Source organism: Pseudomonas syringae pv. cilantro, from assembly GCF_001293775.1.
In the GTDB taxonomy this organism is placed as follows: Bacteria; Pseudomonadota; Gammaproteobacteria; order Pseudomonadales; family Pseudomonadaceae; genus Aquipseudomonas; species Aquipseudomonas syringae_P.
Window position 1 is genome coordinate 16550 of sequence record NZ_LGLN01000069.1, and the last position, 21851, is coordinate 38400.

At 49.7% G+C, this 21851-nt stretch carries 30 protein-coding genes; 6 read left to right on the forward strand and 24 right to left on the reverse strand.

Going from position 1 to position 21851, the window contains the following annotated elements:
- Positions 1–5: 5 nt before the first annotated feature.
- From ABJ99_RS18730 to ABJ99_RS18750, 5 genes are all read right to left on the reverse strand, one after another.
- Positions 6–203 (reverse strand): hypothetical protein, encoded by a 198-nt coding sequence (locus ABJ99_RS18730; protein WP_054087104.1) that lies wholly within the window; start codon positions 201–203, stop codon positions 6–8.
- Positions 204–258: 55 nt separating this feature from the next.
- On the reverse strand, positions 259–561 hold the full coding sequence (locus ABJ99_RS18735) for a helix-turn-helix transcriptional regulator (RefSeq protein WP_054087105.1): 303 nt from the start codon (positions 559–561) through the stop codon (positions 259–261).
- Between the two features lie 193 nt (positions 562–754).
- Positions 755–1216 (reverse strand): hypothetical protein, encoded by a 462-nt coding sequence (locus ABJ99_RS18740; protein WP_054087106.1) that lies wholly within the window; start codon positions 1214–1216, stop codon positions 755–757.
- A complete protein-coding gene (gene trfA, locus ABJ99_RS18745; RefSeq protein ID WP_230081060.1) occupies positions 1209–2117 on the reverse strand; it encodes a plasmid replication initiator TrfA in 909 nt (302 codons plus the stop codon). The genes ABJ99_RS18740 and trfA overlap by 8 nt, the downstream gene beginning before the upstream one ends.
- A 120-nt stretch (positions 2118–2237) precedes the next feature.
- Positions 2238–2426, reverse strand: a complete 189-nt coding sequence (locus ABJ99_RS18750) for a hypothetical protein (protein ID WP_154864456.1) — start codon at positions 2424–2426, stop codon at positions 2238–2240.
- Between the two features lie 567 nt (positions 2427–2993).
- Here ABJ99_RS18750 and ABJ99_RS18755 point away from each other — a divergent pair.
- The 4 genes from ABJ99_RS18755 to ABJ99_RS28370 all read left to right on the forward strand — a co-directional run bounded on the left by ABJ99_RS18755 (position 2994) and on the right by ABJ99_RS28370 (position 4365).
- Entirely contained in the window at positions 2994–3224 is a 231-nt protein-coding gene (locus tag ABJ99_RS18755; RefSeq protein WP_054087109.1) for an addiction module antitoxin, read from the forward strand.
- Positions 3211–3537 (forward strand): type II toxin-antitoxin system PemK/MazF family toxin, encoded by a 327-nt coding sequence (locus tag ABJ99_RS18760; protein ID WP_054087110.1) that lies wholly within the window; start codon positions 3211–3213, stop codon positions 3535–3537. The genes ABJ99_RS18755 and ABJ99_RS18760 overlap by 14 nt, the downstream gene beginning before the upstream one ends.
- Positions 3538–3580: 43 nt before the next feature.
- The gene (locus tag ABJ99_RS18765; protein ID WP_054087111.1) at positions 3581–4057 is read left to right on the forward strand and encodes a hypothetical protein; all 477 of its coding nucleotides are present in this window, start codon (positions 3581–3583) and stop codon (positions 4055–4057) included.
- 137 nt (positions 4058–4194) lie between these two features.
- Positions 4195–4365 carry a hypothetical protein gene (locus tag ABJ99_RS28370; protein ID WP_154864458.1) on the forward strand — a complete coding sequence of 57 codons (171 nt, stop codon included), beginning with the start codon at positions 4195–4197 and terminating at the stop codon, positions 4363–4365.
- Positions 4366–4570: 205 nt separating this feature from the next.
- On the opposite strand, the gene ABJ99_RS18775 is transcribed toward ABJ99_RS28370, so the two are convergent.
- Positions 4571–4834 (reverse strand): hypothetical protein, encoded by a 264-nt coding sequence (locus ABJ99_RS18775; protein WP_020313373.1) that lies wholly within the window; start codon positions 4832–4834, stop codon positions 4571–4573.
- 376 nt (positions 4835–5210) lie between these two features.
- On the opposite strand from ABJ99_RS18775, the gene ddp1 reads away from it, so the two are divergent.
- Complete coding sequence (ddp1, locus tag ABJ99_RS18780; protein ID WP_005759578.1) at positions 5211–5750, forward strand: DNA distortion polypeptide 1; 540 nt, start codon at positions 5211–5213, stop codon at positions 5748–5750.
- Between the two features lie 2 nt (positions 5751–5752).
- Positions 5753–6916 (forward strand): MobP1 family relaxase, encoded by a 1164-nt coding sequence (mobP1, locus tag ABJ99_RS18785; protein ID WP_054087113.1) that lies wholly within the window; start codon positions 5753–5755, stop codon positions 6914–6916.
- Positions 6917–6923: 7 nt separating this feature from the next.
- Here the strand turns inward: mobP1 and ABJ99_RS18790 are convergent, their stop codons facing one another.
- The 18 genes from ABJ99_RS18790 to ABJ99_RS18875 all read right to left on the reverse strand — a co-directional run bounded on the left by ABJ99_RS18790 (position 6924) and on the right by ABJ99_RS18875 (position 21802).
- Complete coding sequence (locus ABJ99_RS18790) at positions 6924–7253, reverse strand: FxLYD domain-containing protein (protein WP_005759580.1); 330 nt, start codon at positions 7251–7253, stop codon at positions 6924–6926.
- A 433-nt stretch (positions 7254–7686) separates the two neighbouring features.
- Positions 7687–8460 carry a hypothetical protein gene (locus ABJ99_RS18795; RefSeq protein ID WP_054087114.1) on the reverse strand — a complete coding sequence of 258 codons (774 nt, stop codon included), beginning with the start codon at positions 8458–8460 and terminating at the stop codon, positions 7687–7689.
- Between the two features lie 246 nt (positions 8461–8706).
- Positions 8707–8985: a hypothetical protein gene (locus ABJ99_RS18805; protein WP_005759582.1), complete on the reverse strand. Its 279-nt coding sequence runs from the start codon at positions 8983–8985 to the stop codon at positions 8707–8709.
- A 79-nt stretch (positions 8986–9064) separates the two neighbouring features.
- On the reverse strand, positions 9065–9718 hold the full coding sequence (locus ABJ99_RS18810; protein ID WP_054087116.1) for a division plane positioning ATPase MipZ: 654 nt from the start codon (positions 9716–9718) through the stop codon (positions 9065–9067).
- A gap of 1072 nt (positions 9719–10790) precedes the next feature.
- Positions 10791–11243 carry an H-NS family histone-like protein gene (locus tag ABJ99_RS18820; protein WP_044319875.1) on the reverse strand — a complete coding sequence of 151 codons (453 nt, stop codon included), beginning with the start codon at positions 11241–11243 and terminating at the stop codon, positions 10791–10793.
- A gap of 36 nt (positions 11244–11279) precedes the next feature.
- On the reverse strand, positions 11280–12455 hold the full coding sequence (locus tag ABJ99_RS18825; RefSeq protein WP_230081061.1) for a type IA DNA topoisomerase: 1176 nt from the start codon (positions 12453–12455) through the stop codon (positions 11280–11282).
- Between the two features lie 312 nt (positions 12456–12767).
- Positions 12768–13769 (reverse strand): DNA topoisomerase, encoded by a 1002-nt coding sequence (locus ABJ99_RS18830; RefSeq protein WP_230081062.1) that lies wholly within the window; start codon positions 13767–13769, stop codon positions 12768–12770.
- Positions 13770–13785: 16 nt separating this feature from the next.
- On the reverse strand, positions 13786–13989 hold the full coding sequence (locus ABJ99_RS27455) for an Hha/YmoA family nucleoid-associated regulatory protein (protein WP_069707231.1): 204 nt from the start codon (positions 13987–13989) through the stop codon (positions 13786–13788).
- A gap of 4 nt (positions 13990–13993) precedes the next feature.
- A complete protein-coding gene (locus ABJ99_RS18835; RefSeq protein ID WP_020313367.1) occupies positions 13994–14314 on the reverse strand; it encodes a TrbM/KikA/MpfK family conjugal transfer protein in 321 nt (106 codons plus the stop codon).
- On the reverse strand, positions 14298–14621 hold the full coding sequence (locus ABJ99_RS18840; RefSeq protein WP_223216146.1) for a hypothetical protein: 324 nt from the start codon (positions 14619–14621) through the stop codon (positions 14298–14300). Before ABJ99_RS18840 ends, ABJ99_RS18835 begins: the two co-directional genes overlap by 17 nt.
- A complete protein-coding gene (locus ABJ99_RS18845) occupies positions 14618–15115 on the reverse strand; it encodes a cag pathogenicity island Cag12 family protein (protein WP_223216147.1) in 498 nt (165 codons plus the stop codon). The genes ABJ99_RS18840 and ABJ99_RS18845 overlap by 4 nt, the downstream gene beginning before the upstream one ends.
- A gap of 10 nt (positions 15116–15125) precedes the next feature.
- Positions 15126–16427: a type IV secretory system conjugative DNA transfer family protein gene (locus tag ABJ99_RS18850; protein WP_268243740.1), complete on the reverse strand. Its 1302-nt coding sequence runs from the start codon at positions 16425–16427 to the stop codon at positions 15126–15128.
- Entirely contained in the window at positions 16366–16950 is a 585-nt protein-coding gene (locus ABJ99_RS29525) for a type IV secretory system conjugative DNA transfer family protein (protein WP_268243741.1), read from the reverse strand. The genes ABJ99_RS18850 and ABJ99_RS29525 overlap by 62 nt, the downstream gene beginning before the upstream one ends.
- Complete coding sequence (locus ABJ99_RS18855; protein WP_230081055.1) at positions 16937–17983, reverse strand: hypothetical protein; 1047 nt, start codon at positions 17981–17983, stop codon at positions 16937–16939. Before ABJ99_RS18855 ends, ABJ99_RS29525 begins: the two co-directional genes overlap by 14 nt.
- A gap of 25 nt (positions 17984–18008) precedes the next feature.
- Positions 18009–19058 (reverse strand): P-type DNA transfer ATPase VirB11, encoded by a 1050-nt coding sequence (virB11, locus tag ABJ99_RS18860; RefSeq protein ID WP_054087094.1) that lies wholly within the window; start codon positions 19056–19058, stop codon positions 18009–18011.
- Entirely contained in the window at positions 19055–20212 is a 1158-nt protein-coding gene (virB10, locus tag ABJ99_RS18865) for a VirB10/TraB/TrbI family type IV secretion system protein (protein WP_054087095.1), read from the reverse strand. Before virB10 ends, virB11 begins: the two co-directional genes overlap by 4 nt.
- Positions 20202–21119: a TrbG/VirB9 family P-type conjugative transfer protein gene (locus tag ABJ99_RS18870; protein ID WP_230081056.1), complete on the reverse strand. Its 918-nt coding sequence runs from the start codon at positions 21117–21119 to the stop codon at positions 20202–20204. The genes virB10 and ABJ99_RS18870 overlap by 11 nt, the downstream gene beginning before the upstream one ends.
- Complete coding sequence (locus tag ABJ99_RS18875) at positions 21116–21802, reverse strand: VirB8 family type IV secretion system protein (RefSeq protein WP_054087096.1); 687 nt, start codon at positions 21800–21802, stop codon at positions 21116–21118. The genes ABJ99_RS18870 and ABJ99_RS18875 overlap by 4 nt, the downstream gene beginning before the upstream one ends.
- Positions 21803–21851 lie beyond the last annotated feature (49 nt).

Here is a 21851-nt window from a genome sequence, read left to right on the forward strand (position 1 = left end):
GCCTCTCACTCGCCGCCAATCATCGGCGCATAGTCGATGCCGTAATTTTTCAGCAGTACTTCCTGGATCACCTTGCGCTTCGGGATATTGCGCTCAAAGGCTTCCTTGGCCACGTGGTAATGCACATCGGCATCGAGCATGACGCGCACCTCTGCCGAGCGCCACTTGGCCTTTCCGTCTTCGGTTTTGAACTCATTCAACATGCCATTTCCTCATCCCAGTGAATTTAGTTAGCGGGCTGTGCCTCGCTGGTATCCATTAGGACACAGGGGAAATAGGTTGTATGTCCCCAAAATTGGGGAAACGTGTTTTTAATAAAATCAATAGGTTAAGCCGATTCGCATAAATAATCCTCAAATCTGCCACTCGATCAATTTCAAATTTCTCCTTCATGCGCTTCAAATTTGTATTAACTGTGCTGGTTGCTACATTCAATTCAGTAGCGATTTTCCGCGCCTCACACCCCAGTGAATACATCATCAACACACCGGCCTCCCCCTTCGATAGCTCCGGAAAAACTTCAAGCAAGCCAGTTATATATTTTTCTTCATAGACAGCCATTCCGTAAGCCCTCACGTACCACAATATTTTTTACGCACACACCCTACAAGAGCCTCCGGCAGCGGGGAGACAGCCCAAATTGAGCCACGCAGTGGCGTCAATTTGGGCCAATTTCCCTATCCTGCATCCGCTCCGCATCCGCATCCGCATCCATCTCTTATGTTGAGTGCTTTTGTCGAGTGGATTAGTCGCCCTAGAGGCCGAAGAGCCGAAAGGCTATACGTTTTTCAGATAACCACTCAGCCAGCGCCTTGCCAGAATGTGCAAGCACCACCAGCACCATGCACGTTACAAACGTGTAGACGGTCGGGGCACCCACCTTCGTGGTATGCACATAGGTCAGGCCATCATGCCAATACAAAATGGCAGAGGTGACGACGCCGAAAAATGTGATCAACCCTTTGAAGCTGTGCAGCACACCCAATGGCACAGCGACCGCCATAAAAAGCACAAAGGCAGCGGCATATCGGACCGCTTTGAACAATACCTTTACCACCGACCAACACAACGTCCCGAACGACCGGTTTTTTCGAGGGTTGCCTTTGCCACGTCGAACTGGCGTGCAGACCTTCCGCTGTTTGGCATCAGGAAAACTCACCACGCTATCGGGGACGGGGTCGTCTTCCTGGCCCGGGAATTTCACGACATTACTCATGACGCACCGCCTTGGTTTTCACCACATGCACTAGATCTGTTTTCTCATCAATCCAGCAGGTCCAGCCTGTAACTACGCTAAGGTCAGACAGCGCTTTCTTTAAAGTCTGCCGAAATTTGAAAAGCTCACCTGTTTCACTACCACAAATCTCTTTAAGTGTTTCGACCTTATAGGCAAAGGGTGCATCTTGAGTGCTGTAAGTACCATGCAGCCATAAAGCAAGCTGTTTACCTCTAAGCGCTCTGCGCTCCTCGACCAAAAGCCCAGTCCAAGTTCCATCTACAAAGAATACGCCAATATCAGGATCGAAAACGATTATGTATTCGTGCGTATCCTCATCACGATAGGTTTTCGCAATCAGCGGCCCTTGAAAATATCGACGCCCATCACTCAACTCGATTGAGGTGGTTGCTAGGCGATGCAGTACCCCATCCAACCACTTATAATCACTACTCCCTTGACTACGACCAATGGCACTTAGAAAATTTCCGCCTTTAAACTTAATCAACGAGCCAAGAGCCAAACCTTTATGTCGGTGGAGACACTCTAAAAATACGTCGAGGTCAGTTTGGTCTCGCTGCTCGCCAGTAACCATCAAGGTAAGACCTCTCACGGTGGCCTTGACTACTTTCTTTTCATACTTTCGTACTTCTTGTTGGCCATTGGATTTTTTTTTGCTCAATACTCCAAACAGCGAGCCGCGCAAAATGGCGTTTGCCATGGCGCGCTGGCCTTCGGCTACTGGCGGTAAGACTGATGCCACTGGCGACAAACTCTTTGCGCTCAATGCAGTAGGCTCATGCACGATGCCATCTAACGTGCGTTCACCTCCTTCGCTTACTCGAGGCTGCCCGCCATGCATATGGATGGCCTTTATCCTTTTCTCCAGGGTATTAGCCACGGGGCACCCCCTTTGAAACAAACGATGCAACCGCTATACTCTCCGGTGCTAACATAGACATTTCCTCATAGCGCTGTGTTGGTATTTCAGCCCTGAACTTTTGTCGGTGAGGGGCTGAAATTATTGATTCTTTCGAACAAATCTACTGACCGTCATCGACGTAACCGTTATCTTTTTCTTATCAGCTAGCCAGTTAGCAATCTGCTCAAACGAATATCCGGCTTCTCGCAATCTCAAAACCTCCTCACGAAAGGCGTCTAATTGGTTGTGCTTGCGGCCTCTAGGCTTTCCAAGCAAATCTTCATCCACAGTCATTTCCTTTCTCAGCAGTTCATAATGTACATCAAACATTTCAACATTTCAACATTTCAACACTACTGCCTTATTAAGGGTACGGNGATAGCAGGTAGAAGAGCGCGGGATACACATGGCTGTACGCCTCTAGAAATAAGGCTTTCAGCTTTAGTGGCACTTTGACCTAGAAGCTTTTTAGAAAACAGATATAGAAAACAGATATAGAAAAAAGACGCGCGTGCGACCCCTCGCCTCTGTGGATAACTTTTTTGGCCCTCGAAGCAAAATCACAAGCAACGGCCAGAGCATTCGTGCTGCGCACTCACCCGCCTCAACCCCGCAAGCGGGGACCCCTTTCGGCGGAGAAAATCCAAAGCGGATGCTTTCGCACTCAGGGCAGAGCCAAAGCAAGAGCGCTAGAAGCTAGTGAGCGCGCCAAGAAGGCGAAAACTCAAAAAATCCTCACACAGGGGTGGCCTGACCACTGATCGCGCCTTAGGCGGGATCGTGGAGGCTTGCTTATTTTCGAGATCGCACTGAGAATAGTACGTTATACGCATAACGCATAAAGAGGTTGTAGCCATGCACAAGCGAATGACAATTACGCTGGATGAAGATGTTTACGATGGGCTGTACAGAACGGTCGGTAAACGCAAGATGAGCCAATTCATTGAGGACTTACTGAGACCCCACGTTGTGGGTAAGTCCCTCGATCTTGGCTATCAAGCTATGGCGGCAGACACGGCACGCGAAAACGCTGCAATCAACTGGTGCAATGCCCTGTCCGAGGATATGCGCGATGCTTCGCGGTGAAGTCTGGTGGGTTGAATTCGACCCTTCTGTTGGCAGTGAGATTAAAAAAACACGGCCAGCAGTGATCGTGAGCAACGATTCAGCGAACCGCCATTTGGCACGGGTCGTTGTTGTACCGTTAACCAGCAGTACCGAGAGAACGTATCCCGGTGAAGCGCTCGTAACGCTTGAAGGGCAAAGCAGTAAAGCGATGGCCGACCAGATAATGGCAGCGGACAAGAAGCGTCTAAAAAACCGGTTAGGTAAACTGTCCAAGATTGATATGTTAGCCATTGAAAATGCTATCAGTGTTCATTTGGCGATGCCGCTTTGATCGAACACTAGGTTAGCGGGCAACGAGCTTTAGGAGATATCGCATGATGACTCATGATGAGTTGATAAATGACCTATATGAAATTGTTGATGTTTGTTCGCGTATTCGTGGCGAGTTTAGAACATTGATGACCAGCGCGATAAATGAATTTTTGATGGAGCTTTTGGCAGAAAAAACCATTGACCAAACCCTTCACACCGAGCTGGTCAAAACATTAGAGTCAAGCTGTTTTACATTCGATTGTAATTGGGCTGTCAGCTTGTCACCGGGCGGCGAGGTTAGAGGACCCTTGGCGGCAGGGGCGCGTCATTTTTTGGATATGGCCGTAGAAGTCGCTATTTTTGAGTCAATGCTCGATGAGTTGGATGAGGATATGAACTCAGTGACGATTTCGAATGTTGAAGCCGAAATAGACGCGTTCGTTGGCAAAATAGGCCTAGACTTTGCAGATGGGCGTTTAAAGGGAATTCACTATGATTTTCTTTTATATTGGATTGAAACCATCTCATTGATATTTTGAATTCAGGGCGCAATTGGGGGCGGGGTTTAATGGAACAGCGCACCGACTTAGGGTGGATAGCCAGTGGCCATATATTTTCATGCCCTGAACCCAGGCGGCGGTCAGAAAGGGATAGATAACTGATAGAGGCACTACCTATGGAACAGATGATTGATTACGCGCCGTTGGCAGCACTGGTGATGTTGGGGCTAGGCTACATGGCGGCATTTTTTTACCTGCCAAAGGGTAGCCGGGAAGTCTTGAGATACACCGGAGCAACATTGGTGATTGCTCTGAGCATCTTGGCCGTCTATCACATGCGTAAGTAGGGAGGCTTTCTGGCTTTACGCTCGGCGTCAATTGTTTCGACCATTGCAAGGCCTGCATGCTGGTCGAAAACCCTCTCGGTCTTTTTTCCGTGATGCCTTGAGTGTAAGCCGCCCCAGCGACGAACGATCAGCCAGTCACCAAACAGGTCTTGGGTGAGTTCGACCTCATACCAGCGTGTTTCATTCTCCCATCGCCAGGGCTGCATTACAATTTTTGGTTCATGTTCAGGCCAGCGTTCCGGTTATGTTCGATGGATGCTTTGATATCGATGCACGCATTCTCTGTAACAACCCACACAGGCAATTCCATTAGTGCTTGCAGACCAGTTGAGGCTTCTTTAACCCAAGCCAAAATTTCCTCAACCGTTTGAAGATGACCATTTTCAATGGCCATTTGTAGATCGCAAGCCTCGTACATGCGGCCTGCCATTTCGCTCTTATCGTCCGCTTCTGGCGTTTTCAGTTTCATGGCTACGTTCTCGTGATTAATTGAGTTCATAGGTGATGGTCGCTTATGACCGGCTCGCATTCAAGGTACTCCCATGCCTTTTCATCGGAATCCTCAGCGCCGCCGAAACTCGTTTCGGCTGGTGATGTGGATTGAACAACCGAAGCGCAGCGCAGGGCGTTAGGCATGAGGCTTTTCACCAGAATAGGCCGTTGGCTACACGCCGTGTTCACGGCTAAGCCCCTGTCCAGCTTGCTTTTCAGCTCTCCGTGCGTTAAAGATAGTGTGATGGAAATACGCAAATTTTAAGATCGGATGCAGGATAGGGAGAGTGGCCCAAATTGACGCCTCTGCGTGACTCAATTTGGGCTGTCTCCCCGCTGCCGGAGGCTCTTGAATGAGTGCAAAAACTGAAAAAAAGGTGTGCTTTAGAATCAGTTCGGAAGCGCATGAGCGGGCAGTCGCTAAAATATCAAAGAGCGGTACAACGATCAGTGCGTTGGCGAAGCTGTTTGTGCTAAGAATTGCAGAAGAAGACAGCGTCGAAGAATTCAATTTAAGTGAAAATAGCGAACGGCTTAGATTTTCGTTATCAACGGAAGAAAAGGAAGCGATTGCCTATCATGCACAGTTGAATGACTGGTCCATGTCCAGGGAATGCCGGTTCAGGATTGTTTCATCGCTGTCGGCTTCGTCGAAATTATTGCCTGATGAAATCAAGAAAATAAGAGGACTCAGGGCGGCTATTGATGCGGTCGGTCGTAACATTCGCCATATGATGTTCCAATCGAAAAAGCTAGACATGAACGACACGGCGTTTCTTAAAGAAATTGAAACATTGAACAGCTATATGGCCATGGCGATTAAGAAAATAGATGAGTTGCAGGAGGTCTCTGTAGATCGCTGGAGCTTTAACCGTAAGGGCATGAAGGGCTAGTTATGGGCGTGCATGTCGAAAAAGAATGGCGAGTCAAAAGGGCGCGTGCCGATAAGGCGTCAAAGAGCGCGTTTGCATTCAAAGTCAACCAACACAAAAAGAATAATGGCAAGTCAACCGGAGCTATTCGGCAATTACCCAGTAAGGAAATGATGGTAAAAATCACTGGCTCAGCTTCCACCGCTAGCGGTATTAAAAACGCCATAGACTACATGTCTCATGATGGGGAACTCAGTCTCTATGACGATGAAGGTAATGAATGGAATGGATCGGAAGGGCTTTCCGAATTGAAGGACAACATGATTCACTCAGGAACCATTGCTCCTACTGCAAAGGCAAATGAAGACGCGGACAAGCTTATAAAGCAAACACATAATATTGTGTTCTCGCCGCCACCCTCAGAAAAGGTGTCGCGTGAGGAACTGTTTGATACAGTGAGGGAAACACTTAAAGAAAAATACCCTGACAATGCGTTTGTCATGGCGTACCACGACAATACGGAAAAACCACATGTCCATGTGGTTTTGAAAATATCGGACAAAAACGGTCAACGGATGGACATCAAGAAACAAGACCTGCGGCAATTGCGCACCACCATGAGCCTAAAGTTGCAAGGGCTTGGCTACAATGTGAAAGCAACCCATAAGCGTGATTTTGCGTTGAAAGACCACCTTAAACATGGTCCTGAGCGGACACGTAACCTGTACGAAGTGGTTGAGTTTGGATCAGCCAGTTATCAGTTCGACAAAAAAAACAAACGTTCGAACTACATCACCTACAAGACCCTAAATGGAAAAAAAGAGGTGACCGTATGGGGTAAGACGCTGCTTGAGGAAATCGAACGGGAGAAAGTCGAGGTGGGTCATGTCATCAAGCTTAAAAAGGAAGGCGCTGTAGCCGTTGAGGTACCATCGTATGATAAAAATGGCGAAGTCCAGGGCTACAAGACAGTCAAGCGCAACGAATGGAAAATTGAAAATACCAGTATTGAAGGGCCGGATAGAACAGTCACAATGGCAGAAAAGTTAGAAAAAGCAGACAAAAAAATTAACCTTCATACCCCTGAGCGTCAGAAAAAGCAGATGAAAGAGAAACTCCAATTCACTGAGGTGAAGGAACAGGTGTTGCGGCCCAAGATTAAACTCGGGCCTAGGTTGAAATTCTGAGCGGTGTTCAGTAAGTGTCAACCTTGACCAAAACGAAGTGGTCATACGGGACGGTCACACCGGCGCTGAATTTCCATGTATCTTTGGGTGCCAGATTACTGGCAGTGGCAATGGCGTTCCCTACCAGAGCGTTATTGGCGTCGTACAAATTGAAATGTACGAAAACGTTCCCTAGTGCTTGATCCTTGGTGTTGGTCGCTGTACCTGTAATGTATGAAATCGACGGCGTTTGGCCTGGAACTGCTTGCAGGTGGCCTACTGTTACGGGTGATGGCTCACTGGCGATAGCCGCCGCTGAAAACACCATGCAGGCCGCAAGGGCGTAAATTGCTTTCATAGGTTCATCCTTTGTTTTATTGAGGTCCAGCGATTTTTTACCTCATAATTACTTGATACGCAACGAGTTTCACAAGACCCAGCCTGACAGGCTGGGTTCATCTTTGGTGCCGTAAATGAATCTACGAAAACAGTTAGCTTTCAGGTTTCAGCCTGACCCGGCTAGCTGTAACATAGCGGATGCGACTCAGATGGTCCTGTCCTTTCCAGTGTCTATCTCCGAACACCAACAATTTATACCGACCGTCTGGCATCGTCTTGATGACATGGCACGGCATTACGTAGGTCTTCGTCCACCGGCAAACGTGCTGGCAGATCAATTGATGCGTGGCATTCGCTGCGGTCGGTACGTCCATCGTGCTTACTCCGTCGAAAACAAATCGAGTTGTTTGGCTTTCTGGTATCCCTTGCTGCGGCGGTCAAAGGCGGGGACTTTAGACAAAACACATGCCTGAGTCACACCTACCTGTAAAGAGGTCGTCTCCGGAGGAGAAATCAGCCTCATCTAGAGGCTGCGCGGTATCCACCAGCCAAAGGTCTTCGTCAATCAGGCGAATGTCTTTGTCGAACTGGACGGCCTTTGCGAAGTCAGCGGGGGCATTCTTTTTCTGCCACTGGCGATCATGCTTGTTCATGTTGGGGCACATCCAGCAGGCAGAACGAGGTGGCTCGGGCCAGCCCATGCGCTTAACAAGTGCTATGCAGTCGCCGCGCGTCATGCGCCGCTCAATCAGCGGGTAGTGGTTCTGCCACTTACCCACTGGCTGGGTGACACGACGCATCTCATCAATCGTGAAACCGATCCACACATCGGCCTTGAGGACGCCTTGTTCAGATGCCCAGCGCCGCATTACTCGCTGTTTCCACTCATTACTGCAATAGGTGGGGAGCTTGCCTATAGACCCGCTTTCTGTGGTGAAGGCGGGAATCAGAAGGTCTTCATTGCGCATCAGGTCAACCGTTGCGTAGCGGCTCTTGGCAACCCTATGCAACTGAATCCCTGCCGCTTGCAAGGCTGGCAACACCCAACGATCCATGTAATCCCAGGTGGTGCTCATCTCGCGTTCGGTATCGACGATGATCGAAAGGTCTGGGCTCAGCTCTCCTTGGCAAATGAGCGCAGCAATCGCACTGCTTTGGGTTCCACCACCACTACTCCAAATCTGGGTTCGCTTAGTCATTTTCGTGTTGTCCTTTCGCTTATCCATGGTCTGTCCTCTAAAGGCTGCTAAGCCACTTCATCAGCGCTTCTGCCACGCATGGCGGGGCCATGTGACCGGCGAACTCTCGCAGCAAGTACAGATACTTCGGGTCTGAAAGCTGGCATAGGGGTAGGTTACGGACTGTGTTATAGTCTCGCTCGGACATAATATTTCCCTCTAAGGATGCGTTGTGTTCCACGCTGGGGATGGTTCCCGCCATGCCCCGGCATCTATTACGGTGTCACATAAAATCTACGTCATTACCTGTATTAAGAAGCGCGCTTTTTCGCTGTCGGATAGTGATTCAAAGGCGAGCAAAGATGCTCGTATGATTGTAATGCGCGTCTTCCCTGTTTCTGTTGTTAATTTGTTCAAGCCATTCAGGGTGTTTTCATCAAACCGGAATCCTACCATCGTGGATTTTTGTTTTTGATTGGGCCGCGCATCGCCCTTCACAATGAATTCAGCAACGGACTTCGATTCAGTCGTTGCTGTTGAATTGTTGTGTTTTTTGATTTTACTCAAATCCATATTGAACCACCGAAGTCCGCCAGTTAATGATTAATCATTTATGATTTATCTTTGATTAATCATATAAGCTATTCAATGATTAATCAAGCTTGGTTTGTATCTCGGTGAACAGCAGCTCGAGCTGGCCCTTCGCCTTGGAGGCGTTTTTTGCCCGTACCTCATGAACGCCCAACCCTTGGTTTATGGCCTTCTCGTAAGGCCTCAAATCAGAAACACATGAGCGTAATGGGGGTAGCATCTCAGGATTGGTTTTAAGGTACTCAGCGAGGTCTTTAGCATCAGTGTTGAATGATGATGTTGGGCATCGGTTGAAGAGGGTGAAGCCTTGCACACTGGAATTTTTTTTCTGTGCTTCTCGGACGATGGAAGACAAGCCATCAAGCGTAGCGATTTCAAGCAGTGAGGATGGTTTGACGGGTGTGAGAAATATGTCAGCTACGGTAAGTGCACTACGCAGCTCCATGCTGTCATGGCCCGCAGTGTCTACAAAAACCACATCAGTGACAGTCTCTAGCTTCCGAATGTCTTTGCTTATGTCGCCATAGCACGTCATGACCGGGATATCGGGAACGTCTTTTTCTGCGCGAAATCTCGTCCATACCTCCAGGTCCTGATTTTTATCAGCCCTCACTATGGCAACAGAGGCTGTTTTTTTTTGGAGCATTACCGCGAGATTGGCAATGAGAGTGGTCTTGCCTACACCCCCTTTGTGGGAGCCGAAAAGGATAATCATGGTGCTGGGTACCTAGATAATCAATGAATAATCAAATGAGATTCATCTGTGAATAATCTATGATTAGTCACGCATGAATAATCATAGATCATACTTTGATTAATCGCAACAGATTATTCTTTGATTAATCATTGATGATTGGCTGCTGTCCTAAGCGAGGTAGCCAATGCCATATGGCTCAAATGGGTAGTTCTTTCATTGGTGGCTCTTTAGGGTTGCGTTTAGGTAAATTGGGCCATGGCTGATAAGCCCGGCCTACTTGGGTATACCTAAATGAGACATAAGCGGCGCGCGCTCACTCGCAATTAATTCCGGTTTGCTGGCTCGGATAGACGCAATCAATCCATCAGGAAATTGCGCTTAACTGACTTCCCTGTTCCATTGCTCCCGGACCCCTCTCCGCCTTCGCTACGAACAGGGGCTAGCCCCTGAAGCCCCGAGGTGCTGCAAGGAAATTGCCTCCGGGACCTGACAACCTCAGTGCTGCTCGATGTGGGTCCGTTGCGGTAAAGCTGGGTAATCATGGCGCGAAGTGATCTTGCGGAGGACCTGATAACGTCGAACGCGATCTATAAATGCGGCTGCTCTCCCATTTCACGCATTGATTTCGCGCTCATGACTGCGCGGCTAGCTAATAGATGGTTGCCAGCCGATGACGAAAAAGGTTCCCGCCGCCATGCCCAATCCGACTAGAGCAGCCCACAGGGGGACAACACCCCGAACAGTCAGAAAGCCAAGCACTAGGCAATAAACCATCATCACCAAAACTGAAATTTGGTCGATCAATCCTACTTTCCTATTTCCTACGGCCAATACGCATGACGACGTACACAGCGCCGAGGACCACAATGGTGATAGCGAGCCACAACATGAGCGCTAACATATCGCCGCGTACATAATCCATAAATTGGCTGAACGAAGTCAGATCGTGTTGGGCCGAATAAACGACAATGGCAGCAACGGCTATGATAATGAACACATACTGCATAGGCTTTCCTCCCTTTTCGCGGTTGCGAAAATCGGCCGGCCTCTACAGCTCCGGCCTTGGTCTATACGCCTTCCGAAAGACCGATTAAACGTCTAGGCTCTGCTGTTCCTCGGCTTTGATGAGGAAGTCACTCAGAGAAGCGCCATTTTCTATGGCCTGTGCGATCGGACGAGGCTTTCTGCCAACGCCTGCCCAGTACTTAGTCACCCCATCTTCGACGAACACATACTTCGGCTCGCGCTTCTGGGTCGAGGTGCGGCTTTTTTTCCGGGCTTTAGGCTCAAAGTCACCACCTGCCAACTGGCCGAGGTCAAAACCTTCACTTTCAATCAGTGCCAGCAGCTCTTGACGCTTGACCTCACGGGCTTCGCGCTCAAGCTTTTCAGCGGCGTATTCTTCTTTACGCTCGTCAAGGGCTACCCCTAGTTTTTCATGTGCTTCCAGCAATAATTCATAATCATTTTCACGGACAAAAGCACGGATGCTGCGCACGTTGGACAACACACGCATGACGTCTTCGTAGGCATTAGCAGCCATAAATAAACCTCTCATAGCACTCAGTAAAAATGGGCGTTACTTCTTTTTAGCAAACTCAAAGCTGACAGCGCCAGTGGTTTTATCCTGCAAAACTAGCATGGCAGAAAACGATTTTCCTGTTTTTTTACTGACAAAGCCCTTGATTTCAACTGTCTTGCCCTTCTTGATCAGCGTTTCGACCTGACTGGCGGTGATCTTCTTGTCAGCGATGGTGGCCCATACCTTGAAGGTACAACCGGTGCAGGCGTACGTCTTGGCGCTGGCGACGATTTCTTTACCGCAGTTGGGGCAAGGAGACTCTAGACGCGGTAAGCCACCCTCACGAGGCTTGTGCTCGCCTTTAATTTCTCCGACATCGACCTGGCTAACCTGCTCGGTCAAAAAGGTCATCAGTTTTGAAATAAAGTCGTCAACGCTTAACGAACCTTGTTCGATCAGCGTTTGCTGTTCGGACCAGAGTGCCGTCATGTCGGGCTGCGTGGCAATATCGGGCAGTGCATTGAAGAAGGCAATCCCCGTTTCAGTGGGGATTATTTTGGATTTATCCAAGGTGATGAAATTACGTGTTTTGAGCGTTTCAATGATTGCTGAACGGGTCGCTGACGTGCCAATACCGCCGTGTTCAGCCTCGTTGTCCCGATCCTTGTCTTTGAGCAACTTCTTGATCACCGGATCGCTGACAAAATCAGCAATGCGTACCAAGGCAGCAAGCAAGGTTGCTTCGGTGAACAAAGCAGGCGGGGTTGTCTTCTTCTCGGTCACACTGGTTTCACGGCATGAACCCGAATCCCCTGCTTTCAACTCGCTGACGGATTCGAAGGCGGTGCCCACCTCATCATCAGACGATTCATCGTTCTCTTCCTTGTTCTCGCTGCTCGATCCCTTGAGCAATGTTTCAAAGCCCGGATCAACCGTTGTCATGGCTTTGTAGGAAAATACCTCGCCTGCCACGTCAACGGAGCCGGAGGCCTCAAGGTACTTTTTGTTGCGCATGAACTGCACCAGGTACTGACGCGCAATGGCCTGATAGACCTTGGCTTCAAGGTCAGACAACGCCGAAATATCAGGCACATTGATGGTCGGAATGATGGCCGTGTGCGCTGAAATCTTGCTGTCATCGAACGCTTTGCTTTTGATACCCGGCTCTGTGGCCACGTGCATGAACTCGGGCTTTTCTTTGAGCGCAGCAAGGATATTTGTAGCGGCTCGCAATCGAAAACGACCGTGCTCGCAATCAGCGCCTTTTTAGCGCTCAGATTATTTGCGTGTATCCGGTGCAGTTGGCTCAGATTAACTGCATCCCAGCTCACGATATTTGCGACCAGCTCAAATTGCAGGTTGCTCGGCTCACGCTTTTTGCAACTGATTGTGCGTGCAGAAACTCGTGGTGATACGCCTTTTCTGGACATTTAAATATGTACAGATTTGCTGGACTCGGTAACCCCAGCCCTACCATGCCTGCGCCTAGAGCGCGGTTTTTGTCCAAAAAACCCTCGTTTGTTGGACGTGCTAACCGGCGCGGGTTCAGTTGCAGCTAATGTGAGCCGGAAACGATGGNCGGTTGTAGGTGATCGCCTTGTACTTTTCGCGCAGCGCTTGCGTGATCTCAAGCGTTTGAGCAGCGGTCAGACCAAATCGCTTGTTCATGTGCTGTTGCAGCTTAATCAAGTTAAACGGCAGCGGAGGTGTGGTTTGTTTTTCCTTGACGGCACAATCACGCACGGTGGCCGCTTGTCCCTTGCAGCGATCACCTACCCGGTCAATAGCGGCCTTATCAATCACTCGGCCTTTTTCATCCTTCAATAGGTCCTCTGAGGGTTTGAGACGCGCCGTGAAGGTGTTGCCGCCCACCGTGAACGTGCCGTCCAGGGTGTAGAAAAATGAGGACGTATGCGCCTGATTCGCGAGCCAGCGTCGGACAATCAGTCCCAGGATAGGCGTTTGCACCCGGCCAACGCTCAACACGCCCTGATAGCCTTTGGCTTGGGCTGCGATGGTATAAGCACGTGACATACTCAGGCCGTACAACAAATCACCGGCAGTACGGGCATAGGTCTTCTGATAGATGCCAAAAAAGTCGCTATTGTCTTTCAGATTGGCTAAGGACTTTTTGACCGCATTAGGGGTGTTGTCACTGATTAATACCCGTTTTACCGTTTTGGTGTACCCCGCAAAAAGAATCAGCTCGTCTACCAGCAGTTGCCCTTCATCGTCGGGGTCGCCGCCATGCACAATTTCATCCGCCTCCTTGATTAGATTAATGACGTTGCGCGTGTGATCTGCTTTGTCGGGGATGACTTCATACTGCAAGGGAAACAGATTCAACGGCAAGTCGTCTTGTTTCCACTGCTTATAGCTGGGATTGTAAGCCTCCGGATCGACAGATTTAAGCAAGTGGCCAATGCACCACGTGACTTTATCTTCTCCGCACTCAAAGTAACCGTTCTTTTTTGAAGGCTTTCCGTCTGTCAAGGCGTTTGCGATGTCCAGGGCAAGAGCGGGTTTTTCAGCGATATACAGTTTCATGATTCAACCTATATATTCATTCGATTTGTCGCCACAAATAGGGCGGAATTTTATCAAAGGAGCGACCGGTTGCTATTTCGACGCCGCGATGGTCAGCAGCCGCCAACACGGACAGCGCCTCATCAGCGGTCACTTTTTTAAGCAGCCGCTCGACCATAAAGTCGAGGGTTTCTTGTTTGCTACAACGTCGAAACTTCAACAAGTACGCTTGTTTGTTCAATGGACTAGCCCCGGACCTTACCGAATGTGTCCAGTATCATATCAGAGTAGGCCGGATCGGAACCTTCACAGCGTCCTAAAAATGCTTTCCGAGCATCAAACGTTGGTTGCGGTCTGAACTTGCCGCGTTTCTTGACTTCGATGCTGAAAAACTTCTTCTCGGCGGATTGGCAATCCGCACCACCACTATTGCCTGTCAACTTGCCGTACATGCACAGCGTGACGGTGCAAGCGTCCGTCTCACCGGCATGTGCGTAAGCGATTACGCCAAGCCAAAGGAGCAGACCCGCAAAAGCGATTCTCTGTGTCCTATTGAAGGTATTCATTTTTCAGCCCCTCATGAGGTGGTAGGGTTAAAACCTGATACAGGCTGCCCCGCAATATTTCGTTGATTTCCGTTAGGGTTACTCGCTCAGACATAAGCTCGGTATTGGACGTATCCAGCAGGCGTGCAATCTGCTGAATAGCCTCACAAAACTCACGGTCCGTCATCGTAAAGCGCTCAAACAAGGGCTGTGGCAACATGCGTTGAACTTCATACATGCGTTCATACAGCACGAGTGCATTGAGCATTAGATTTCTCCGTGTCGGTGTGCTGTAGCCTTCTCCGGAATGAAGGGTTTTAAAGTTCATTTTTGCACCTCGCCGTTTTTATGAAGCGTGATAGAGACGTTTTCACAGCCAACACAGAGCGTTGTTGCCCGGTACGTGAGACTGGAACTGGTGGTTTCGTGCTTCCACGTTCGGCTGACTGGCTGCACAGGCGTTGCCTTATGGTTGACCCTGATCGGTGCTGTAGCCCCGTGCTGTAGCAGCCATTGCTGGGTGCGTGCAGCATCCGCCAGGTTGTGGGTGTCCAGCTCGATCAGGTCCGCGTGAGCCAGTGCGTAATAGAACGCCGTGTCGTATGAGCGCTGATCGCCCTGGAAGTCGGCTAACGTCAAGCTCCAGGGGCCATTAGCCTGTGCAGACTTGATCACTTCATGGGTTACCACCAGGCGCGGCAGGCCGGTATTAACCACTTCTGGCTTCTGATCAAAATCAACGGCGACGGGTTGAGGGGGTGAAGAACATCCTCCCGCCATCCAACCGGCCACGGATAAAAAGCAAAACGCTATTTTTTTCATGGGGTGTTCCTCAAAAGTTAACATGCGCTTCTAGTTCATGCCGGGATAAGGTCAATGCCAAGTCATCCTTTGTCGGAAATTCGCCTTGACCTAATGTCGCTTTAACAGCTTGCAGCGTGGGGGAAAGTGCAATCAGTTTGTCCATAAAAAAATCATCGTTGAAGTAGTAAGCCTTTTTACAATAAATCGGGTGTTCTCCTTTGAGCAAAATGACTTCATCGTCCACAGGCAGCAATTTAAGCTCCTGCGCTAACATGAGGGGGCGCTTCTCGTCTTTTTCTGACTCACCGCGCTGTGTTTTTCCACCTATGGTTTTGCTGGTAGACTTCCATTTGGGTGACGTAAAACCCAACTCATTGGATATCTTTTCCGCGTGTTCCTGTTCACTCAACGAGAAATTGATCTTGCATGAATGGTTGGCAATCAGCGTTTTCGTACCGTTCAGACCATAAATATCGTTCAGTTGTGACAAGTCCTGAAAGATTGTTAACAGTTGCAGTTTGTAGCCTGCAATGTAGCCCGCCGCGTCCTTAACGTAGCTGATTCGCCCAATGGAAGGGAATTCATCCATCAGAAACAAAGCGTTCAATTTGAGGGATGGATCAAAATCAGGATTTTCACTCAGGTTTACTTTGAGTGCGCAGTTGAAGAATAGATTGAGGATAACGGGAGCGATTTTCACATCCTCCGGCAAGACGCCTAAATACACCGTCATTTTTTCGCGGCGCAACTGCCTAAAGTCAAAGTCGTTTTTGTCTGTCGCCTTTCTGACATTAGGCAAGGTGAAAAGGCGCAACTCTTTCTCAAACGTTCCCGTCACACTGCCTTTCACATCATCGCCCAGCAGGGAAAAGCTTTTTAGCTTGTCGTGCGCGCCCTGGACGACATGCACGATGGATTCAGGACAGGTCGTAGGCGAGGGTGCGTCCACAAGTGCTTCCGACAGAGCCTCAATAATGTCATCCACGGTCACTTGATAGTAAACATCCAGTGCCGTCCCTATAGAGAACAGAGGCTTGATGTTAAAAGTCCGCAATTGACCCGGCTGGTAGGTCAATAAATACCAAAGCGCCGAGACATAAGCCACAAACAGACTTTGAGCAGCGGTGTTGAAGTGCTTTTCAGCGCCCGTTGTACTGTCGGTGTTGTAGAAGATTTCGGCGATGCCGAGTAAATCCGACAGCCCCTTGCTGTGGCTCAGGTCTACGTACACCAATGGGTTCATGCCGTGCGACTTCTCATCAAACGGGTTAAACAGAAAAATCTTGTTTCCCAACACCTTTTGCCGATAGCGGCTGGTGAGTTGTAGCACCCTGTTTTAAATCCAGGATGATTGCAGAACCCAACCACAGCATCAGGTTAGCGATCACCACGGCGGCCCCCTTGCCAGAGCGACTCCCTGCACCGAGGGATACAAAGTCAGGCTGGACATAACGCAGCAGCTTACCTTTGTACTTACCGATCACAATGCCCTTTCCGTTGTCATCCCCCCAGGTGACTGACTTTGACTGACGGATATCGCGCTCAGTGGCGAAGCGCGCATCACCGTGCAGCGTTTGCTTGGGAGTTCCGTTGAGCTTTATCAGCGCAAGCACAGGCAATGTCAAAGAGGCCACAAAGCCGATGCCCAAGGCTGCGAATGCACTGACCCTTATTTCGGTGTTAGACGTGCTTGAAAATATGGCTTCCCACAGTTTTCCATATTGCCACAGCGAAACGATTTTCAGCGGCGGCACACCGTTTAGCCAATAGACCACAACGCTCGCAATCAAGGTGCTAAGGCCCAGGCACACCAGCAAAAGGAAAAGGGTCTGCGTTTTATTAAAGCGTTTCATGGCGATCTACCCTCAAGCCAGGACTGAACTTGACCAATGCGTCGAGGCGTAAAGCAACTGCCGCCGCCATGGCTAGCGCCTCAGACATATCGGGTACCCAGGGGGTGATGTCGTTCAATTCATAAGGTTGACCCGCCATGAAGGTAAGTGAAAAACTTCCCTCTGCGCCGTCCAAATCAAAGGCCAGATACTCGTCTCCCTTGAACCGGTACGGATGAAGGCAAGCGGTGATCTGTCCCTTGATCGCCAACCGCGCTTGATTTGAAATGTCTTCGATCCACATTTCAACATGCTCTAGATATGAGTTGTTGCCATTCATATCCAAGCGGCTCACCTCCATGCTATCTGCACAACAGGATTGCTCGATGTGTATGGCTTCCCCAATGTGGTCGCCAAAAGCGAGTTCCAGCCACGAATCATTGGCGCTTTCCAGCGTTACGATATCGTAGTCCCTTTTTAAGGCATTGATGATCCATCGCGTCCAGGGTTGACACACCTCGCTCAAAGGCTGCACTGCTTTGAGATGGGCCAGCGCTTCATACGCTTCATCCATCAACGGTCGATAACCTGGCAAGGCATCGAAGCGATAGCCTAAAGGAGCGCCTTCGAACTCAGCGAAACAGGTCAGACTTAACCCTAGCCCGCTTAACGGTCCAGAATACGGTTCATTCGTCTCAAAGACCCCCTCTACCATCCAATCACCCAACGCATCATCATGTTCGGGCGCTGCCACTGGGACGATCTGACACGCCAAGCGCTGCTTTAATGCGTAGACCTCGCTGTGTAAGAAGTCTCGAATTTCGTTTTCGGTTCTTCTGAAAAATTCCTTTTCTGCTGCCTGCATCGCCTCTTCCACCGAGAAAAAGACTCTCCTCCCTTCCTCGCGGCAAATACTAAAAACCCACCTCTCAGCCGATGGAAATCGTTCATCTGCCGCACTGTCGGATTCTTCTAGGGGCCGAACAAAAATCCACGGCTTAGTCGGGTGAACAAGAATCGCCGGGTTAGTCGGGTGCCTGATAGCATCCATCATGTCTATTCTCCTCGTTCAGCTGCTGTTATGCAGCCAGGTAGCGTTCTTGATCGAACGCCTTGAAATAAATCTCACCCATTCTCCGTACGTCACCCGACACGTCCACATGACAGATAATGTCAGTGCTGTTCAGAATTTTTCGTCTCAGCACTGCATAGGGTAGCATTTGACATTCTGTATTTTGGTAGCAGCGTTCAATCAAGCCATCAATGGCTTCCTCCACTGAACCTGAGTGAATGGACGTCATACTGCCCCCATGACCGGAACTGACCACCTTGTAAAAGTCCCATGTTTCACCGCCACGCACTTCGGCCAGAAAAATACGGTCTGGATTCATGCGAAAACACGACTTCAACAGGCTCGCCGAGGTCACAATGGCCCCCGGTTTGTTGCTGGCCTCTGAGGGGTAGAACAGGTGCACGTAATTTTTATGTGTCCAGAATTTAATCTCCGGTGTGTCTTCGATCGTGATGATGCGAACGTAGCCTGGAACAAAGGCCATCAACGTTTTCATGTACGTGGTTTTTCCGGATCCTGTCGCACCCGCAAACACGATGGTTTTACCCATTTTCACAGCCAGCTCCATGAATTCATCAATGCGCTTGTGTTTGTACAGATTGCGCAAACGTTGCTCATCCACGCTTTCCTTTTTCTCCAGTGCAATCTGGCTGTAGAACCCGCCATCAATGTATTTCTGATGCGGTATCTGCTGATCAGTGGGCACCCTAATCGTAATCGAGTATGTGCCCCTTTCGCAGGCTGGGTAACACACTGCCTGGACCCGTTCGCCAGACTCCAGCGTGGCTGAAAGCACAGGCTTGGTATCGCTGATATCGTCATCATTGTATTTAGCTAACGTCTTGCCAAACCGCTCACACGCCGCCAGGGTAATTTTGGGGTTTTCTACAAAGCTCCATTCGCCATGTATTTTTAGAAAAGCACCGCCAGGGCGATTCACTGCAATTTCCGTCAGGCCAGTTATACCCAGATAATCACCAAACATACCCTTTTTGTAAAAATCCAGAGAGCGATTAGTCACTGCGCTATCGCTATTAACCGTTACTGCCGTGTTCATTTTTTAAGCCTCACCGTGTAAACGCCAGAAAAATCGATATCTCGGCCGACCATGATGCCAATGATATCGCCTTGATTCTTGTAGATCGTCGGGGGAATGTTGATCGAGTTTTCTAACGCAGTGTTCGACATCTCGGCAATGGCTTCCCGCGAATTGGCGGTGTAATCGGTATTTTGATCTTTTTTCAGGCCGTTATTCGAAACGACATCACCTGATGTTTGCACCAATGCCAGCATCAACGCGCCTTTGAAGCGATCCCAAAAGTGTTCATCAACCCAGCCGCTAATACCGGATTCACCCAGTTGGCCGGTTGCCTGCGTATCAATCAGCGAAACCTTTTTAAAGTCTCGGGTCCGCAGCTCCGAAAAGAGGACCGCCATGTGTGCCTGCCCCTGATTCAGCGTTCCGGTTTTGTACCAACCAAAAGCCTTGGTGCCCTTTTCAATCAGCTTGACCTTGCCGTTCGCGCTGTAAACGTCCTCGGAAATGATGCATGAAATACGACCGGCCACGTCAGAGACAAACCGATATAGCAAGGAGCAAGGGATGTACGTATTTTCCTCGATGTACAGGTTAGGGTCCATGGCGATGGACTCGACCTTCATGCTTTTCACGGCGTCGGCACCTGAGTCTGCATGAGCGCCCTTGTCAGTGCTTGGCACTTCACTTGTCTGCGTAGGCACGCTACTCGACGCGCTGTCCGTAGGCAAGCTTGTGGAGCTGCTACCGTCGTGCGCAGCAATAGACAGGTACTTCTGAAAGTGCAACGGTGCTGCCGGTGTTTGGGCCGTACCACCCTTGCCAGCCGTCATCCCCTCTGCCGTCTTGCCGTCAGCCGTAGTCGCGACCACTTCTTTCTCAAAAAACTGCGTGTTCTGGCCCAGGTCTGCACGACGCTTTGCAGAGGTCACGCTGCTTTCGGGGGCCTTGGCAACAGGCTCATCCGCCGTTTCGTCCTTATACAGTCCGTAGAGCTTGAACCCGAAATAGCCCAGCAAGATCAGCACGACGCAGCCACCCAGCAGCTTATAAATCATGGGCAAACGGTGGGTGCGCTTGTGTGTGTTGATTTCCGGCTCCGGCGATCCCTGGACAACACTGACTGTTTCGTTCGCTTGTTCGGCTTCACCGTCCGTAACGCTGTTATTGGCCATTGTTCACCTCGACGCGCTCGACCTCGGTAGAGCTGGTACTTTTGTAGGGCGTCATCACCTTGCCAAACGACTGATTGACCACGCCTATCACCTGTTCACCATGACGCAACACAAAGTCTTTTTTCAGGTCATGAATGACCATGACTTTGTAATTACCTTTTTGGTAAACGGAAAAATTAACCACCTGCTCTTTGCCGTTCAGGTACAAAAAGGCACTCGGAAATATCTTGCCTGGTGCAAACCCGATATAAGTCATCACTCCATCGTCATAGGCAAAATCAGGCGTGATGTTCTGGCTGTCCTTCCCGGCGCGCATAAAATAATCCCAATTTCGCGGCGCTTGGCCGTTTTCGAGCTTTTGCGCAATCACTTTCTTTTCTTGCGCAGCCTGAAACGCTTTTTCACGTGCCCGCTCTTCTTGGTCGGCTTTCAAGCGTGCATCGTCAGGGTAGGTGTAGTTCACCACCAAAGACGGTTCACGCTTGCTGCCTTCTTCCAACAGCATCAATTCAAGGCTGTAGTTTTTTTTGTTGGTGGATACGAACAGATTGGTACGCCAATCAGAAGAAACGGGCGAAAACACTTTTTTGACTTTGGTCACTTCACCGTTTTCACCTTCAACGTCCTGTTCCTGTATCACAGGCCGCGGACTGATCGAAATTTTGTTCCCGTCAGCCGTGATCGACCATCCTGGGTCAAATCCCGTTTTTGGAACCCCGACAACCACTTCATCATCGCCAAAAATAACCGTACTCACAAACCCCAACCGGGTATACACCACCGTAATATTGGCTGGGTTATAGGCTACCTTCTGCATACGAAAATCGTATGCACTGGATTGCGGAATCGAGGCGGCGTGACTTAAAGCAGGGAAAATCAATAACGCCAATAAACAGACATGTTTCATTGCCCACCTCGCATTTCCTTCTCGACCCGATACTCGACCACTGTAAACCCTAGCGGATTGGTGGTTCTGACTTCCTCAGTCATGACTTTAGGCGGCACCATGCGAAACGTCACCCGTGCGGTGTAGTATTCCGTGGTGATCATTCCGCTTCTCAGGTTTTTAATGTGCTTGGCAAAACGGATGGTGGCGACCTTGTCCGGGAAATTGGCCTCCACCACCGGATTGGAAATAATGTCGATGGTCACCACATTGGCTGCATCCTGATAAACCTTGTCAGGGGCGTTCGGACCGGCAAAATACTCAATGTAGTCCGCTGTCACGGCTTCAGAGCTGTACAGCGGCACCATGTCGTAATCGGTTTGCGAGGAATAATAATTGTATCGCTCACGCAATGTGACGTAGAGCGAAGCAAAATATTTGTCCTGAGCGGCTTCCTGGCTGATGTTGTTCACGACCACGCTGTTATACGTCTCCGACCGCCCAGTGGATTTATCGATCACCACCGGCACCACCACAGTTTTATTCAACAGCAATGCCACGTACAGAGCGCCGACGCTCAAGACTGCCACTAGAATGGCCGTCCATGCCACTTGCCAAGCGGTTTTCTTGGACTGCTCATTTTCGAGCGAAAGCTGGCTTTCAAATGTCTTGGCGGTTTCCAATAAGTCCTGTTTAACGCTCATAATCAATCACCTGGCTTTTGTTGATGGGCACAAGGTCACCGGTCACGTC